18 protein-coding genes and 1 tRNA gene are annotated in these 14,667 nt (G+C 59.1%); 10 read left to right on the forward strand and 9 right to left on the reverse strand.

Annotated elements, in window-relative coordinates:
* Positions 1 to 66 precede the first annotated feature (66 nt).
* Positions 67 to 576 carry an outer membrane protein assembly factor BamE gene (locus QD357_RS17915; RefSeq protein WP_107107682.1) on the reverse strand — a complete coding sequence of 170 codons (510 nt, stop codon included), beginning with the start codon at positions 574 to 576 and terminating at the stop codon, positions 67 to 69.
* Between the two features lie 224 nt (positions 577 to 800).
* Here QD357_RS17915 and QD357_RS17920 point away from each other — a divergent pair, with 224 nt between their 5' ends.
* From QD357_RS17920 to QD357_RS17945, 6 genes are all read left to right on the forward strand, one after another.
* A complete protein-coding gene (locus QD357_RS17920; protein ID WP_181316029.1) occupies positions 801 to 1,436 on the forward strand; it encodes a ubiquinol-cytochrome C chaperone family protein in 636 nt (211 codons plus the stop codon).
* Positions 1,437 to 1,445: 9 nt separating this feature from the next.
* On the forward strand, positions 1,446 to 2,003 hold the full coding sequence (locus QD357_RS17925) for a YceD family protein (protein WP_107107684.1): 558 nt from the start codon (positions 1,446 to 1,448) through the stop codon (positions 2,001 to 2,003).
* Between the two features lie 102 nt (positions 2,004 to 2,105).
* Positions 2,106 to 3,152 carry a phosphate acyltransferase PlsX gene (gene plsX, locus QD357_RS17930; RefSeq protein WP_414124653.1) on the forward strand — a complete coding sequence of 349 codons (1,047 nt, stop codon included), beginning with the start codon at positions 2,106 to 2,108 and terminating at the stop codon, positions 3,150 to 3,152.
* Positions 3,153 to 3,171: 19 nt separating this feature from the next.
* Complete coding sequence (locus tag QD357_RS17935; RefSeq protein WP_107107686.1) at positions 3,172 to 4,143, forward strand: beta-ketoacyl-ACP synthase III; 972 nt, start codon at positions 3,172 to 3,174, stop codon at positions 4,141 to 4,143.
* 107 nt (positions 4,144 to 4,250) lie between these two features.
* The gene (locus QD357_RS17940; protein WP_107107687.1) at positions 4,251 to 4,589 is read left to right on the forward strand and encodes an integration host factor subunit alpha; all 339 of its coding nucleotides are present in this window, start codon (positions 4,251 to 4,253) and stop codon (positions 4,587 to 4,589) included.
* A 227-nt stretch (positions 4,590 to 4,816) separates the two neighbouring features.
* Positions 4,817 to 5,356 (forward strand): MerR family transcriptional regulator, encoded by a 540-nt coding sequence (locus tag QD357_RS17945; RefSeq protein ID WP_107107688.1) that lies wholly within the window; start codon positions 4,817 to 4,819, stop codon positions 5,354 to 5,356.
* 41 nt (positions 5,357 to 5,397) lie between these two features.
* On the opposite strand, the gene QD357_RS17950 is transcribed toward QD357_RS17945, so the two are convergent.
* Both QD357_RS17950 and QD357_RS17955 read right to left on the reverse strand, forming a co-directional pair.
* Positions 5,398 to 5,679, reverse strand: coding sequence for a hypothetical protein (locus QD357_RS17950; RefSeq protein ID WP_107107689.1), 282 nt, complete (start codon positions 5,677 to 5,679; stop codon positions 5,398 to 5,400).
* 178 nt (positions 5,680 to 5,857) lie between these two features.
* Positions 5,858 to 6,118, reverse strand: coding sequence for a hypothetical protein (locus QD357_RS17955; RefSeq protein ID WP_107107690.1), 261 nt, complete (start codon positions 6,116 to 6,118; stop codon positions 5,858 to 5,860).
* Positions 6,119 to 6,297: 179 nt separating this feature from the next.
* Between QD357_RS17955 and QD357_RS17960 the strand changes: the two genes are divergently transcribed.
* Entirely contained in the window at positions 6,298 to 6,684 is a 387-nt protein-coding gene (locus QD357_RS17960) for a BA14K family protein (RefSeq protein WP_107107691.1), read from the forward strand.
* A 114-nt stretch (positions 6,685 to 6,798) separates the two neighbouring features.
* A tRNA-Pro gene (locus tag QD357_RS17965) sits at positions 6,799 to 6,875 on the forward strand.
* A 362-nt stretch (positions 6,876 to 7,237) separates the two neighbouring features.
* On the opposite strand, the gene QD357_RS17970 is transcribed toward QD357_RS17965, so the two are convergent.
* A complete protein-coding gene (locus QD357_RS17970) occupies positions 7,238 to 7,927 on the reverse strand; it encodes a thermonuclease family protein (protein WP_414124654.1) in 690 nt (229 codons plus the stop codon).
* A 92-nt stretch (positions 7,928 to 8,019) separates the two neighbouring features.
* Entirely contained in the window at positions 8,020 to 8,412 is a 393-nt protein-coding gene (locus QD357_RS17975) for a hypothetical protein (RefSeq protein WP_107107693.1), read from the reverse strand.
* A gap of 257 nt (positions 8,413 to 8,669) precedes the next feature.
* Between QD357_RS17975 and QD357_RS17980 the strand changes: the two genes are divergently transcribed.
* Both QD357_RS17980 and QD357_RS17985 read left to right on the forward strand, forming a co-directional pair.
* On the forward strand, positions 8,670 to 8,882 hold the full coding sequence (locus QD357_RS17980; RefSeq protein WP_107107694.1) for a hypothetical protein: 213 nt from the start codon (positions 8,670 to 8,672) through the stop codon (positions 8,880 to 8,882).
* Between the two features lie 214 nt (positions 8,883 to 9,096).
* Positions 9,097 to 10,113 carry an alpha/beta hydrolase family esterase gene (locus tag QD357_RS17985; RefSeq protein ID WP_107108109.1) on the forward strand — a complete coding sequence of 339 codons (1,017 nt, stop codon included), beginning with the start codon at positions 9,097 to 9,099 and terminating at the stop codon, positions 10,111 to 10,113.
* 98 nt (positions 10,114 to 10,211) lie between these two features.
* Here the strand turns inward: QD357_RS17985 and QD357_RS17990 are convergent, their stop codons facing one another.
* The 4 genes from QD357_RS17990 to QD357_RS18005 all read right to left on the reverse strand — a co-directional run bounded on the left by QD357_RS17990 (position 10,212) and on the right by QD357_RS18005 (position 14,608).
* Positions 10,212 to 10,502, reverse strand: coding sequence for a helix-turn-helix domain-containing protein (locus QD357_RS17990; RefSeq protein WP_107107695.1), 291 nt, complete (start codon positions 10,500 to 10,502; stop codon positions 10,212 to 10,214).
* A gap of 85 nt (positions 10,503 to 10,587) precedes the next feature.
* Positions 10,588 to 11,793, reverse strand: coding sequence for a glycosyltransferase family 4 protein (locus QD357_RS17995; RefSeq protein ID WP_107107696.1), 1,206 nt, complete (start codon positions 11,791 to 11,793; stop codon positions 10,588 to 10,590).
* Positions 11,790 to 13,052 (reverse strand): O-antigen ligase family protein, encoded by a 1,263-nt coding sequence (locus tag QD357_RS18000; protein ID WP_107107697.1) that lies wholly within the window; start codon positions 13,050 to 13,052, stop codon positions 11,790 to 11,792. The genes QD357_RS17995 and QD357_RS18000 overlap by 4 nt, the downstream gene beginning before the upstream one ends.
* Positions 13,049 to 14,608 (reverse strand): undecaprenyl-phosphate glucose phosphotransferase, encoded by a 1,560-nt coding sequence (locus tag QD357_RS18005; protein ID WP_414124655.1) that lies wholly within the window; start codon positions 14,606 to 14,608, stop codon positions 13,049 to 13,051. The genes QD357_RS18000 and QD357_RS18005 overlap by 4 nt, the downstream gene beginning before the upstream one ends.
* Between the last annotated feature and the right edge of the window lie 59 nt (positions 14,609 to 14,667).

Genomic DNA, 14,667 nt, shown 5'->3' on the forward strand with positions numbered 1-14,667 from the left:
GCGTCATACAAATGAAAAACCCGCGAAGCCTGCGCTTCGCGGGTTTTTTGATGTGATCTCGCCGGTTTACTGGCCGGCGTTGAGGTTGTTGAGGAAGTTCTTCGCGCCGTTGATGCCGTTGCCGCCGCCCTGCAGGATCTGTTGTAGGAAGGTCATGTCGCGGCCGCCGGTTGGCGTCGTGCGGCTGATCATGTCGAAGACCTTGCCGTCCTTCAGCGTGTAGTTGGCTTCCTGCTTCACAATGCCGTCCTTGTCGAAATAAATCGCCAGGATGTTCTGGTCGACCAGCTTCGGCTTCATGAAGGCCACAGCGCGCGTGCGCTTCTGGGAGATGTAATAGAAGACTTCGCCATCGAAGGTCGCCGTCGTCGACGGCGTGCCGAGCGAAAGCAGCACCTGCTCGCGGCTCGAGCCGACAGGCACGAGATTGAGCGATTGCTGGTCGAAGATGTAGCCGTTGTTCATGACCTCGCTGGTCTGGCAGCCCGCGAGCCCCGCGGTGGCAATCACCAGAGCGATAGCGGCACTGCTGATGAAAGTCCTGTCAGACTTGAAATACCGTCTCGTCAACGACATCTCATCTCCCCTAATGAATCAAACCGATGGCCGAACGGCCGATGTGACCTTGCTGTGCACATCATTGTGGCCATTCCGCGATTGCGGAAGACACAGCGATGTTGTTCGGCACTCTTCATAACCAATCATGCACGGGAGTGACGACGGCTTGGGGCGGGACCTTTGAAGCGGGCACAAACGGCATTGCAATTCGCGCCTGCTTCGGTAAACCAGCTTTCAAGTGGATGCAACAAGGCCAAGCGCAACGGGGCGCTCTGAATGAGCCAATTCCGGGAATTTTCATGATTTTTGGGCTCTTCCGCAAAAGAAATCACAACCAGATCATCGTCGTCAGGCAATATGACACCCTGACCTCGATGGCGCGCCAGCCGGTTTTCTATACGGACTACGATGTGCCGGATTCGGTCATGGGGCGTTTCGAGCTGCTGTCGGCGGTGATGATCCTGTTTTTCCGCCGTACACGTTCTTCGGAAACCAGCGGTCAGGAGCTTGCGCAGGAAATCGTCGATGCCTTTTTTGAGGATATCGATTATTCGATCCGCGAACTCGGAATTGGCGATAACAGCGTACCGAAGCGGATGAAGAAACTGGCCGGCATGTTTTACGGACGGCTGGAAAGCTACGCTGCCGCGATGGACGGGAACGACCGTGACGCACTGGCCGCTGCCCTCCGGCGCAATATCTATCCCAAGGCAGGCGAGGAAGCTCCCTCGATGATCGGCCTGGCGGATTGGATGATGACCGCCGAGGCGCATCTGTCGGGGATCGCGGAAACCGAGATCGCCACCGGCTCCGCAACGCTCCCGCAGCCACCCGAGATCGGCAAGGCCGCATCCGATATCGGCAAAGACGTACTTTAGGAGACAAAAATGAAAAGACCCAACTCCGACGAAACACCCTTTTCCTATCCCGTGAAGGTCGGCCACATCTCCGCCAACCCGGTGGACGTGCATCTCGAGGCCGACAAGAGAGAGCTTGTCGGCTTGGCCGCGCTTTGGGACGTACTTTCCGTCGAGAAACTCACAGCGGAATTGAAGATCTCCCGCTGGAAGCGCGACGGTGTCCGCATCAAGGGCAATGTCCACGCGAAGATCGTTCAGGCTTGCGTGGTCACGCTGGAGCCGGTCGAATCGGAGATCGACGAGGATTTCGAACACATTTTCATCCCMGAGGATTCGAAGCTGGCCCGGGCGCCGGCCTTGGATGCCGGCGAAATGGTGCTCGATCCCGACGGTCCGGATCTTCCGGAAACCTTCACCGGTGATACGATCGATGCCGGCGCCGTCGTCGCAGAATTTGCAGCGCTTGCCATCGATCCCTATCCGCGCAAGCCCGGGATCGAGTTCGAAGGCCACATCGAGGACAGTGGCGAAGATGACAAGAAACCGTCGCCTTTCGCTGTCCTGAAAGACTGGAAAAAGGAATAGACCCCTCTGGCAATTGAACACAATTCAGTTGTAACGCGAGGAGAAACCGGTATTTTGACGCCAAATTCGCCGGGTCCGGCGGACAAAAAGGACTAGGGACGCGTGATCAGAATTTCTCTTGACCTAATGGGTGGCGACTTCGGCCCTGAGGTTGTCATTCCTGGCGCGGCCAAGGCGCTGGATAGGCATCCCGATATTACGTTCGTCATGTACGGCCAGAAGGATCGTTGCGAAGCGATCCTCGGCAAATATCCGAAACTTCGGGAAAAATCCGTCTTTCACGAATGCGATGTCGCCATCAGCATGGATGAAAAGCCGAGCCAGGCCCTGCGCCGCGGCCGCTATATCTCCAGCATGTGGCGCTCGATCGAGGCGGTGAAGGTCGGCGATGCAGATGTCGTCGTTTCCGCCGGCAATACCGGTGCGCTGATGGCCATGGCGAAGTTCTGTTTGCGCACCATGGCCAACATCGAACGTCCCGCGATCGCCGCGATCTGGCCGACGCTGCGCGGCGAAAGCATCGTGCTCGATGTCKGCGCGACCATCGGCGCCGATTCACAGCAATTGCTGGATTTCGCCCTGATGGGTGGTGCCATGGCGCGCGCACTCTTCGAAATCGAACGGCCGACCATTGGTCTCCTGAATGTCGGCGTCGAAGAAATCAAGGGCCAGGAAGACGTCAAGGAAGCCGGCCGCCTGATCCGCGAAGCCAACCTCGAATCGCTCGAATATTTCGGCTTCGTCGAGGGCGACGATATCGGCAAGGGTACGGTCGATGTGGTCGTGACGGAGGGTTTTTCCGGCAATATCGCATTGAAGGCGGCCGAGGGTACGGCAAAGCAGATCGGCGCTTATCTACGCGCGGCCATGAGCCGGACGCTGCTGGCCCGCATAGGCTATATCTTCGCCAAGGGCGCCTTCGATCTGCTGCGCGAGAAGCTTGATCCGAGCAAGGTCAACGGCGGCGTCTTCCTCGGCCTCAACGGCATCGTCATCAAGAGCCACGGTGGCGCCAACGCCGAGGCCTTCGCGGCCGCCATCGATGTCGGCTATGACATGGCCAAGAATGGCCTCACCCAAAAAATCGACAACGATCTGAAAAAATATCATGCCAAACGGCAGCCGCCGATCGGACCGGAAGCGGCATGAGCGACGGGGTATAACAAGAATGATCCGTTCAGTTGTTCGCGGATTTGGATCGGCGCTTCCCAAGCGCGTCATGACCAATCGCGATTTGGAGCAAGTCGTCGACACGAGCGACGACTGGATTGTCCAGCGCACCGGCATCCGCCAGCGTTACATTGCCGGCGAAGGTGAGACCACTGCCTCGCTCGGTGAGCAGGCGGCGCGGTCAGCCCTTGCCAATGCCGGCCTCACGACTGACGATATCGACCTGATCATCGTCGCCACCTCGACGCCGGACAATACCTTTCCCGCCACCGCGGTGAACATCCAGAACCGTCTGGGCATGCATCATGGCTTCGCCTTCGATCTCCAGGCCGTGTGTTCGGGCTTCGTCTATGCGGTGACGACAGCCGACGCTTACATTCGTGGCGGCGTCGCCAAGCGCGTGCTTGTCATCGGCGCCGAAACATTCTCCCGCATTCTCGACTGGACGGACCGCACGACCTGCGTCCTCTTCGGCGACGGCGCCGGTGCGCTCATCCTCGAAGCGGGCGAGGGGACCGGCGCCAGCAGCGATCGCGGCGTGCTGACGGCCAGCCTGCGCTCCGACGGTGCACACAAGGACAAGCTTTACGTCGACGGCGGCCCTTCCTCGACAGGAACGGTCGGCGTGTTGCATATGGCGGGCCGGGAAGTGTTCAAACATGCCGTCGGCATGATCACCGATGTCATCCAGGCCACCTTCGAAGCGGCAAAAGTGACGGCCGATGATCTCGACTGGCTGGTGCCGCATCAGGCGAACCGCCGCATCATCGACGGGTCGGCTAAAAAGCTCGGAATTGCTCCCGAGAAGGTTGTGGTTACCGTGGATCTCCATGGCAATACTTCAGCAGCCTCGATCCCGCTCGCGCTTGCCGTAGCGGCAGGCGACGGCCGGATCAAGAAGGGCGATCTGGTGATGCTGGAAGCCATGGGCGGCGGTTTTACCTGGGGCGCCGTCCTGGTGCGCTGGTAGGCCTCGTCTCTAAAATCCGATTCCTAACAAGAGCTTGACCGTTTGGTGCAAGGGCAATAGTCTCTTGCAGCTTGAATATAATTACGTAGCAATATGGGCGGGGAACTATGACCGGCAAGACAGTGACGCGCGCGGACTTGGCAGAGTCGGTATTCCGGAAAGTCGGTCTGTCCCGGACTGAATCGGCGGAACTGGTCGAAACGGTGATCGACGAAATTTGCAACGCCATCGTGCGTGGCGAAACTGTAAAACTCTCCTCCTTCGCGACGTTTCAGGTGCGCGACAAGAACGAACGCATCGGTCGAAATCCGAAGACCGGCGAAGAAGTGCCGATCTCTCCGCGCCGTGTCATGACGTTCAAGGCGTCCAACGTCCTCAAGACGCGCATCCTGAAAGCCCATGCCAGCCGCAAGGCGAAAGCCCGGCCGGTAAATCCCGTTTCCTGATCCAGCAAAACAGACATTGGCGGAGCCGGTGCCGTGCGCATCGGCGCGCTGTTTTCCAGGTTATTCGCGGTTATTTTTCGGCTTGCTTGCGAAAGAGCTGAAGAGACGACTTGAATTTCTCCCCGCAAACCGTTGAAATATGATGAGTCGTATCGCGATGAGCTGCGGTGCGGATATGCGGTTTCGCATGATTTGGCCTGATAGCGCCGCGGTCATGGTGTGGGAGTATGACGATGGACAAGAGCCCGGATGCATTTCGCACGATCAGCGAAGTCGCGGAAGACCTTGATCTGCCCCAGCATGTCCTGCGTTTCTGGGAAACCCGTTTCCCGCAGATCAAGCCGATGAAGCGCGGCGGCGGCCGGCGCTACTATCGCCCTGAGGACGTCGACCTCCTGAACGGCATCCGCCATTTGCTTTATGACCATGGCTATACGATCAAAGGCGTTCAGAAGCTTCTGAAGACCAACGGCAACAAATTCGTCATCGCCGTCGGTCATGGCGATCTCGCAAGCGTCGAGGCGCTAGCTACCACGCAAGAGCCGGCCGTAGCCGAGCCGCGCGTCGGCTCGCCAGACGACGACCAAATCGTCGGCCGTCCCAAAGCGCCGATCAGTCGCCGCTTCTTCAACTTCGTCGCCGGTGAAGACGAGGCTCCCGACGTTTCCATCGGCAAGTCGAGCGTCGGCAAGGAAGATCGGGCGCTGCTGCAGGAAACGCTTTACGACCTGCTGGAATGCAAGCGCCTACTCGATCAGGTGCGGTGAGATAAAAGCCACCCGAAGACACTGATCGGCTGCCCACCGGCTCAGTTGCACTTGCGCGGGACGGTGGGGTTCGCCTCGCTCGGCGCAACGATCGATTTGCCATCAGCGGAGCGCGGTAGCGTCCAGCACGCATTGGGGTCTTTTTCCACTGCGCTGCTCGTGTTGCGATCACCGACAATGGTGTTGCGATAGTTGCCGGGGTCGTCTGCGCCCGGGCTGTCGCCCCAGCCGCCGCGATCACCGCCATGACCGCTTGACGCCGCCATTGCCGTCGTGACCATGCCGACGGTGAGGAGAGATATGCTTATCATTTTGAAAAACATAGGCTTTTCCCGCTGATCTAGCCGTCTGCGCCACTGCGGTTGCCACAGACGATTGTAATCCCCGACCGGCGGATTGTATTTATTTATTGCTGGCATTCAATACAGCTAAAATACCCCGCGAGATGAAGCGGCGCAGCTTCTACGCCTTTGCCGAGCAATTGCCCAAAACTCTCCGTCGCTAGAACGGCCGGGTCATCGTTTCCCTGCTGACGAGCTTCAGGCTGCGATCGGGCTGGATGATGTAAGTTTCGTAGACATCCTGGCCCCACTGATTGACGAAATGGTGCGGCAAACGGGTGCCTGGAGGCGATAGCGTCAGCTTCAATTGCGGCTGGCCGCGATAGGTGATGCTGCCGGGAATTGGCTGCAGAGATTGTTCGGTTGTGGTGCACGCGGCAAGCAGCGGCGCACATAGCAGAAAGGCAATCAGGGACTTCATCGCCGTAACTTTCTAATCACTTCTTATTCAAAGAAAATCCGTTGGAGAAGAAAGGCAGAAAGGCATCTGTGAGCGCGGCTCGAAGCCATTATATAGAAGTAATGCCGGAGTGGCCTGCGGCAAGATTTTTCACGCAGATTTGCTTGATCTGCCGCCGTTGGAATTCGAAGGAGTCACAGATGCGAACGATCACAAGATCGATGGCTGTCGTGGGTTTTAGTGCATTGCTGGCAGCAAGCGCCGCTATGCCGGCTGACGCCATCACCATGCCGGCGCTCTCGGTGCCGGAGCAATCCGACATCATCCAGGTCCACGACCATGGACACCACAGCCATAACCAATGGCACGAAGGCCATAAATTCCATGGTTTCGACGGTTACTATGACGACAATTCCGACAGCGGTGTGCTGTTCAAGTCTTTCGTGACCGGCACGCTCTTCAACAGGCAGCGCACGGAAGGCTATTACGACAGCCATGCGCAAGCCTGTGCCGACCGCTACCCGTCATACCGCGCCTCGGACAATACATATCAGCCAAGCCACGGGCCGCGGCGGGCATGCAGGTGATCAGCAGAGCGAGGGCTTTTCGCGTTCGCGATACCATTTTTATCCGGACCTGCGATTTTACCTCTTGCGCTGCCATGCCCGAAAGTCTAACAGGATCAGGCCTTTTAGGCAGGTCGGGGCGTAGCGCAGCCCGGTAGCGCACTTGACTGGGGGTCAAGGGGTCGCTGGTTCGAGTCCAGTCGCCCCGACCATTAAAATCAATCACTTAGCCCCAGATAAGTGATTTGGCTGAAGTCTTTACAGCCGGAAATATAGTCAAGCCGCGACGTTCGGAAACGTCCTCACCTGTGACAACTATCCCTGCTTAGATCTTTCTGAAGCACTGAGGACGGCGGCCCTTCGACCGTCCTACTCCGATTTACCTATTGCACAATCCCGCAGAAGCGCCATACTTCGCTCATGAACCAGTTCTGATTGCTGACCGCGGATGTACCGGCAGCATCGAAATGGAGCAAGGAAGGCCGGCGAGGACATCGTTCGGCCTTTCTGCTGTTAGTGGTCCAGCTCGCCAGGACCATTCATCTCCTTGAAATCCTAGCCAAATCTTATTGACTTAGCTGCACCACGACGTTGCTTGCCCCGTCCAGCGGCGGGCCAGTCCTTCCGCAACCAACTGATCGCCGATGGATCGGCCGGCGCGCATGGCGATGCKGAATTTGCCGCCGTGCTGATCGTCGCCGCGTCCGCTGCCGGAGAGCACGAAGGTGTCGTTGTTGAGAAGGGCCTGCAGCCGCAGCTTCGCGGCGGTGGCCTTTTGCCGTTCGCCGGCGCAATGCGATGGCTCGAGGTCAGGCACATCGATGTCCGCCAGGCGGATCTTGATACCATTCTGCCAGAAGGTGTTGCCGTCGACGACGCAGTTGATGCCGGTTTCGCCGCCGCAAAGGCCGAACCGTCCACCGGTTTCGGGTGCGGCTGCGGCCAGCATCCGATTCGCCGGCATGGCAACGGGGATTACGTTTGGAGGGACCGGCAGCGTCGAAGCCGGACGTTCGGGAATGACGGCAGCCGTTTTGACCTTCGGTTTGGTAGTCGGCACCGGCGCCTCCTGCGGCACATGCMGAACGCCGGCGGCGCCGGCATAGGCCTGCAATGAAGGGGCCTGCAGTGAAGGCATATCCCGGCGATGCTCATAGGCGTACATGCCGGCCACTGTCGCTAGACCGACCATGCCCCATAGCCACATCGAATTGCCCGATTTAGGCTGTGGCTTGCGCCGCGTGCGTCGTTTCGCTTTTGCCATGGCTTCATTCCTCTATTGCGAGGAAATTATCGCCAAGATTTCTTACCGATCCGTTGGCTTCCCGTTGCCGAGTGGCCACACGGAACCCTTATTCACTTCCCTGCGCCGGCGGCAGGCTTCAGCTTGATCGCCATGGTGATTTGACCACGCACCATCAGCTTCTGCCCGCGGCCGTCGATATTGGTGGCATCGGTGTTGCTGGAAAGGCCGGTAATCTGGCAATCGTCGGCAATGGTGTCCAGCAGTACGGCGCAGTTGCTGGCAGCAATGCGATAGAAGGATTTGATTGCATCCTGCTGCTGCTTTTCATCGTTGCCATCAGCGATCGGGATGGAAAGCGATATCCCAGATTGCACGGAGATATAGCCATCGGGAATCTGGTGCTGACCACGCAGCGGCAATCCCGAAAAGGATTGTGAAAGGGCCGGGCCTGCAGCGCCGAGCAGAAGCATGCAAAGTGTCGCCGAGATCAGGCGCTTGTTCATCGGTAGGCCTCCGTTTCCAACCCTTATCTCAGGCATCGGTGAAGGCTTAGTGATGGGGTAACTTAAAATTGTAATCTTGTGAGAATTGCGGAGCATATTTCTCCGAATCGGCAGCGCTTCAAGATAAAGAGCCGTTCCCATAAAACCTCGCTTGCCAAGCCTCTGGGCAGGGCGCATAGTCACTTTCTGTATCGTCGGTTTAACAAACGGGCACCGGCGAGTTTATCTGCGTGCTGCCCGACGGACGAGGCGGCGCCATGTTAGAAACCTCCATCCATCCACAGGATTTACCCTTGTTTTCCGACGATTTGGATCGTTTGGAAAAGGTATTGGGTGCCGTCTGTGTGGATCGCGGCATCAGTCTCCGCAGCCAGGAAGCCGAACGCCTGGGTGCCCTGATGATACAGCTCTATCGTCAGGGCGTGAAAGAGGATGCAAAGCTCCTCGCGCTTGCGAAAGCCTATCTCTGACGCCTTTTCCACCAGGCATCTAATCGATTTAAGCCGATTTCACATAGCAGCAATGACGCTTTGTGCCTGCTCGAATGCGTGTCGCCGCCTTATATTTGCTGCATCGCACAAGGAGAGTCGATTGCTCGATCTCGTTGCCCCGCGGGGTCGATGTGCGGCCCGCCCGCCAAATAAAGTCAATTACGGTGGGCGCGGATAATTTGAAAGGTCTATGATGAATTTCAAAGTTCCGAGCCGGCTTCGCCGTTTGCTCGTTGATTCCGTTGAGCTGCCACAGCTTAAATTCCCCGTGACGCGGCCGCGATCGCAGCCGGCACGCCGGCGCGTCCCCACGCAGCTCGCGCCGCAGCGTCTGACGGAGGTTCTGTGGTTCGGGCGCAACCCTGGCGATCTACGTATGCTGGAATATGTGCCGACGGGCGTCAAAGGTCCGATGCCGCTCGTCGTTGTCTTGCATGGCTGTCATCAGAATGCCGAGGATTTCGATCGCGCCAGCGGCTGGACGGCCTTGGCGCGCCAGCACGGTTTCGCCGTGCTCTATGCCGAGCAGAAGCAGTCCAACAATGCCAATCTCTGTTTCAATTGGTTCCGCCCGAGCCTGGTGACCCGCGATCGCGGCGAGCTGGGTTCGATCCGCGAGATGATTGATTTCAGCCGCCGGCTGCATGCTATCGACGACAGCAAGATCTTCGTCATGGGCCTATCGGCCGGCGGCGCCATGGCTTCGGCGTTGCTTGCCACCTATCCGGAGCTGTTTGCTGCCGGCGCCGTCATCGGCGGTCTGCCCTTCGGCGCTGCCCGCGATGCCATGTCCGCGCTGGATGTGATGAAGAGAGCCGCCGCACGCCCGGCTGAAAAATGGGCCGAACTCGTTCGTGAAGTTTCGCCGGATGCTGATCGTTTTCCAGCGGTCTCCATCTGGCATGGCACCGATGATGACGTCGTTTCGTTCGGCAATGCCGAAGCGTCGGTGGCGCAGTGGCTGGCCGTGCATGAGCGTCCACAGACCAAGGGTCGGTTGCGCCTGTTCGAAGGCGGCGAGCGGCGCGAATGGCGCAATGACTATGGCGATGTGGTGCTGGAGCTGGTGACCTTGAACGACTTCGGCCATGGCCTGCCGATCTGTCCCGTCGCCGAGGGCAGGGAGCCAGCCAACGATACCGAACGCTTCATCTTGCCCGCGGCTCTCTCCGCGCCGGAGCAACTGGTTCGGAATTGGGGGCTGGCCTAGACCGGTTCAGAGCTTCGCGGAATCGCTCTAGCCTATTGTTTTTACGCAATTCCAGGACGGAAAACCGCTGCGCAGTTTTCCTGGAATTGCTCCAAGCCTCAGTCGTCGTTGGTGGCGTTCAGGTTTTCCGGCCGGATGCCGCCATCTTCCGCCCAATGCTTGAAGCGAATGCCGGCGCCGCCGGCTTCGTCGCTCCCGCTGGCGAGGAACGATATGCCATGGGCTTCGAGGGCGCCACGCAGGGCGACAAGCGCCTTAGCATCCGCCAGGCTGACGTCGCTTTCCAGCGTTTCAATCGTCGTTACAGAGAGGTGGCTCTCKGCGGCAAGCGTCTCAGTCGTCAGTCCGAGCATGGCGCGTGCGCCGCGTAGTTGCGCTGATGTGATCATCTCTGAAATTTAGCGCATAAACCTGAAAATCGGAACCGATTTTCAGGTTGGAATCACGCGCGAACTTAAAATGAGGTCGCGGTCTTCACGACGCGCTGCGCAGCGCGATTTTTTCCGGCGTTCTTAGGAAGTTAGGAACGCGATAGCCGAGCAATTCGAAGTAGATTGCCTCTGTCGCATCGGCCATGCCGGCGAGCGTATAGCCATCCTTGCGCCGCCGGGCCTCGGCGGTGAAGCTTCGCAGCAATTTCGGATCGGCAAAGCGCGTCATCGCCGCGGCCAGCTCCGCGGGATCGTCGCTGTTGGGAACGATATAGCCGTTCTTGCCGGGCTCGATCACCGTGCGCGCGCCGCCGACATCGGTCAACAGCAATGGCTTGCCGCCGGCCGCAGCCTCGAGCATGACATAGGACATGGCCTCATAGCGGCTCGGCATGACGACGACATCGAAGGCGTCGACGGCGGTGGCGCCGGGGATAGAGCTATCGAGATGGGCGCGGTCTTCCAAGCCGGCGGCCTTGATCATATCGCCGACAGTGCCGGCCAACTCGCCGATCCCGATCATCAGCAGACGCGCTTGCGGCAAGTCCGCGGCAATGAGGGCAAAGGCTTCGACCAGTCGCTGCGGCGCCTTCTGCGGCGTCAGCCGGCCGACGAAACCAAAGAGCAGGGCGTCCTGCGGTATCCCATAACGCGCGCGGATAGCGGCGCGTTGGCCTGATGGAGGCGCGCTGACGCCGTTGACGACGATACGCAGCCGCTCCTCCGGAATGCCGATCGACAGCGCGTGATTGTATTCATCGCGAGACACGCAGATCAGCCGGTCGGACAGCCAGTTGCCGAGCAGCCTCTCGATGCCGCCATAGATCATCCGGCCTTTGGACCCGAGCGTCGGATCCATGGTGCGAAAGGCATGCGGCGTGTAGAGCACCGGGATATGCGGGCCCGGCAATCTCAGCCGCGTCAGCGCTCCGGCTTTGGAGCTGTGGCCATGGATCAGATGAAACGGCCCGTGCTGGGCGACGATCTTGCGAATTTGCCACCAAGCGGTGATATCCCATGGGCCCGGCGCGCGCCGCATGGCGAGCGAGATGACGCTGTCGAGACCCATGCCCTCCAGTTCAGCCACGAAAGCCGCTTCGGCGCGCAAAGGCGAATAGATCGCCGTCACCGAATGGCCGCGACGCTGCATGGCGCGGCAGAGATCGAGGAAATGCCGCCCGGAACCGCCGCCGCTTGGCTCGAGAACTTGCAGCAGCGACAGGCGTTTGATGCCGACATTGATAGTCACGGTGCTGCTTCCCTTCGGGCCAAGCTGCGCTGATAATGTTGTTCAAGCGCCCCGCAGCCCCAGACGATGCCGATCAGCATGTAGAGATGGCGCCAATGATCGGTGTCGATGACGTTGCCGATGCCGACATGGCCGAGAATGACGATCCAGGCGATCATCAAGTAGGGCTGCCAGGGGCGTTCCTTCAAAAAGTTGCGGAAGCCGATATAGACGGTCCAGCAGATCATGCTGACCCAGCAGAAAAAGCCGAGCCAGCCATAGGTGGTCAGTGTTTTCAGCCAGATATTGTGCTCGTCCTCGCGAAACAGGGTGGAAAAGACGAGTGGTCCAATACCGAGCGGCCGTTCCATCGACAGCATGAAGCCGATGCGATGACGCTCGAAACGGCCGAGATGGCCGCCATCGTAGTCCTGCACGAGCTGTGTGCGCGTCGAGAACAGGTCGCTCACCTGATGGAACTGCAGCGCGATGATCAGGAGGAGGACCATCAGAAGGATTGCCGTCAGCGACATCACCAGAATGCGCAGCCGGAAGGCATTGCTGCGGTGTTTCAGCAGCATGCAGAAGATCAGCATCGCCGACGCGAAGGAGAACAATCCCCAGGCAGCGCGCGAGAAGGAGAGGAAGATGCCGAAGGCCAGCACGGCCAAGCACAGCCCCTTGATCGGCGCCTTCTTCAGGTCACCGATCAGGATGCCGTGCATGAGATAGATGGTTGGTGTCACCAGATAGGGACCAAAGACGTTCGGGTCCTGGAACACGCCCATGGCGCGGTCATAGCGGGTGAAGATTTCAGCGCCCGGAAAGGCGTGGAAGTAGCCGAGAATGCCGAGGCTCGCGGTGATCAGCGCAGCGATGACCCAAGTATTGAAGATCAGCTTCAACCGCTTTTCGCTGTCTTCGATGATCGCAGCATAGAAGACCGAGCTCAGCGCCAGGAAGGTCGAGACAGCGATATAGATCGGTCCGTCGAGATGGGAGTTCGCGCCGAGGTCGCGCATCTGCGTCAGCGACAGCATGCCGCCGACGTTGAACGTCAGGAACAGCGCCAGAAGCGGTGCGACATTGCGCGAGATCTTCAGCCCAAGGATGAACCATGTGCCGATGAGGAATGCGACCCAAAGCTCATAGGGCGCCGGCTCGGCGATGACGAAACCTGACAGAAAGACCCCGAAAGCGACGCAAGCCGTGCCGATCAGGCGCAATGTTGCGAGCTGAGGCCGGTCGACGCGCCGATAGGAGAGATCGATCGCGGTCAATAGGCGTTTTCCGTGTTGAGGAGACGGAAGGGCGTCAGGAACAGGATCTTCAGATCGAAGTACAGCGACCAGTTCTCGATGTAGTAGAGATCGTAAGCCGTGCGGAACTTGATTTTGTCGTCGCTGTCGATCTCGCCGCGCCAGCCGTTGATCTGCGCCCAGCCCGTAACGCCGGGCTTCACGCGATGGCGGGCGAAATAGCCTTCGACCACGTCGGCATAAACGCGATTGTGACTTGCCGCCAATACGGCATGCGGACGCGGGCCGACAAGCGACAGACCGCCTAGCAACACGTTGAAGAGCTGGGGCAGTTCGTCGATCGAGGTCTTGCGGATGAAGCGTCCAACCGGCGTGACGCGCGGATCGTTCTTCGTGACGGCATTGCGGGCCGTCGGGTCGCTCATATTGGTGTACATCGAGCGGAACTTGAAGACCTTGATGATCTCGTTGTTGAAGCCATGGCGCTTCTGTATGAAGAAGACCGGTCCCTTCGACGTGGTCTTCACGGCGATTGCGGCGCCAAGCATGATCGGCCAGAGCAGGCAGAGCGCCAGCAGACTGAAGAAGACATCGAAGATGCGCTTGGCAACGCCATCCCAATCACGGATCGGCTTGTTGAAGATGTCGAGCATGGGCACCGCGCCGACATGCGAATAGGAACGCGGGCGGAAGCGCAACTTGTTGGCATGCGCCGCCAGTCGGATGTCGACGGGCAGTACCCAAAGCTTTCTGAGGAGCTGCAGAATACGCTCCTCTGCACTGATCGGCAGAGCGATGATCAGCATGTCGACGCGAGTCAGCCGGGCGAATTCGACCAGTTCGGCGACGGTGCCGAGTTTCGGGTAGCCGGCGACCATCACGGGCGAGCGCTTCTCGCCGCGATCGTCGAAGATGCCGCAGATGCGGATATCGTTGTCGGATTGATGCTCCAGCGCGCGGATCAGTTCCTTGGCCGGCTCGCCACCGCCGACGATGACGGCGCGTCTTTCCATGAGGCCATTGCGGGCCCAGTTGCGGATGCCATAGGCGAACACCGCGCGCGCGGCGACGAGGAAGGCCGTGCCGGCAACAAGCCAGATCCCGAGAGCGTGGATCGAATAGACATGGTTGATATCGAAGGGCAGGAGAGCAAGAACCATAACCGCAAACGCGGCCACCCATGACGCCAGGATGCGCTGCGGGAAACGGTGCGGCGCGCGCAGGACCGGGATTTGATAGGCGTCAGCGACTTGCAGGAAGACGATGGCGAGACCGCAAAGCGCTATTGTCACCGCCGCCTGCGACAGGAAGGGGTGGATGCCGGGTGTGGTCTGGAAGAAGAGAACCGCAAGCCCTACCGCAAGCAATGACAGGAATTCGAAGAGCCGATATTGCCCGATGATGATTGCCGGCGTCTGATTGCTCTCACGAAATTGCTCGGCGATCTGGCGGGCATAGGCATTGATGTCGCTGGCCTGATCGCCGCTCTGTTCCTCAGTGCCGCGAGTGCGAATTTCCGAGACCTGCTTGCGAATATTGTCCAAGTTAAATTGCTCGGACTCTTCAATATGGTTCATGGCAATTCATCCGGTCGTTACCGGAGATGGCCTAGCAGATATGAGCTAATAAACGTTTA

Origin of the sequence: Rhizobium sp. BR 317 (genome assembly GCF_047445835.1) — a bacterium.
In the GTDB taxonomy this organism is placed as follows: Bacteria; Pseudomonadota; Alphaproteobacteria; order Rhizobiales; family Rhizobiaceae; genus Rhizobium; species Rhizobium paranaense.

Coding starts and splice junctions, on each gene's coding strand:
- QD357_RS17915 (WP_107107682.1), bottom strand. CDS start 576: ATGTCGTTGACGAGACGGTATTTCAAGTCTGACAGGACTTTCATCAGC.
- QD357_RS17920 (WP_181316029.1), top strand. CDS start 801: ATGCAACAAGGCCAAGCGCAACGGGGCGCTCTGAATGAGCCAATTCCG.
- QD357_RS17935 (WP_107107686.1), top strand. CDS start 3,172: ATGATCCGTTCAGTTGTTCGCGGATTTGGATCGGCGCTTCCCAAGCGC.
- QD357_RS17940 (WP_107107687.1), top strand. CDS start 4,251: ATGACCGGCAAGACAGTGACGCGCGCGGACTTGGCAGAGTCGGTATTC.
- QD357_RS17945 (WP_107107688.1), top strand. CDS start 4,817: ATGACGATGGACAAGAGCCCGGATGCATTTCGCACGATCAGCGAAGTC.
- QD357_RS17950 (WP_107107689.1), bottom strand. CDS start 5,679: ATGTTTTTCAAAATGATAAGCATATCTCTCCTCACCGTCGGCATGGTC.
- QD357_RS17955 (WP_107107690.1), bottom strand. CDS start 6,118: ATGAAGTCCCTGATTGCCTTTCTGCTATGTGCGCCGCTGCTTGCCGCG.
- QD357_RS17960 (WP_107107691.1), top strand. CDS start 6,298: ATGCGAACGATCACAAGATCGATGGCTGTCGTGGGTTTTAGTGCATTG.
- QD357_RS17975 (WP_107107693.1), bottom strand. CDS start 8,412: ATGAACAAGCGCCTGATCTCGGCGACACTTTGCATGCTTCTGCTCGGC.
- QD357_RS17980 (WP_107107694.1), top strand. CDS start 8,670: ATGTTAGAAACCTCCATCCATCCACAGGATTTACCCTTGTTTTCCGAC.
- QD357_RS17985 (WP_107108109.1), top strand. CDS start 9,097: ATGAATTTCAAAGTTCCGAGCCGGCTTCGCCGTTTGCTCGTTGATTCC.
- QD357_RS18005 (WP_414124655.1), bottom strand. CDS start 14,608: ATGAACCATATTGAAGAGTCCGAGCAATTTAACTTGGACAATATTCGC.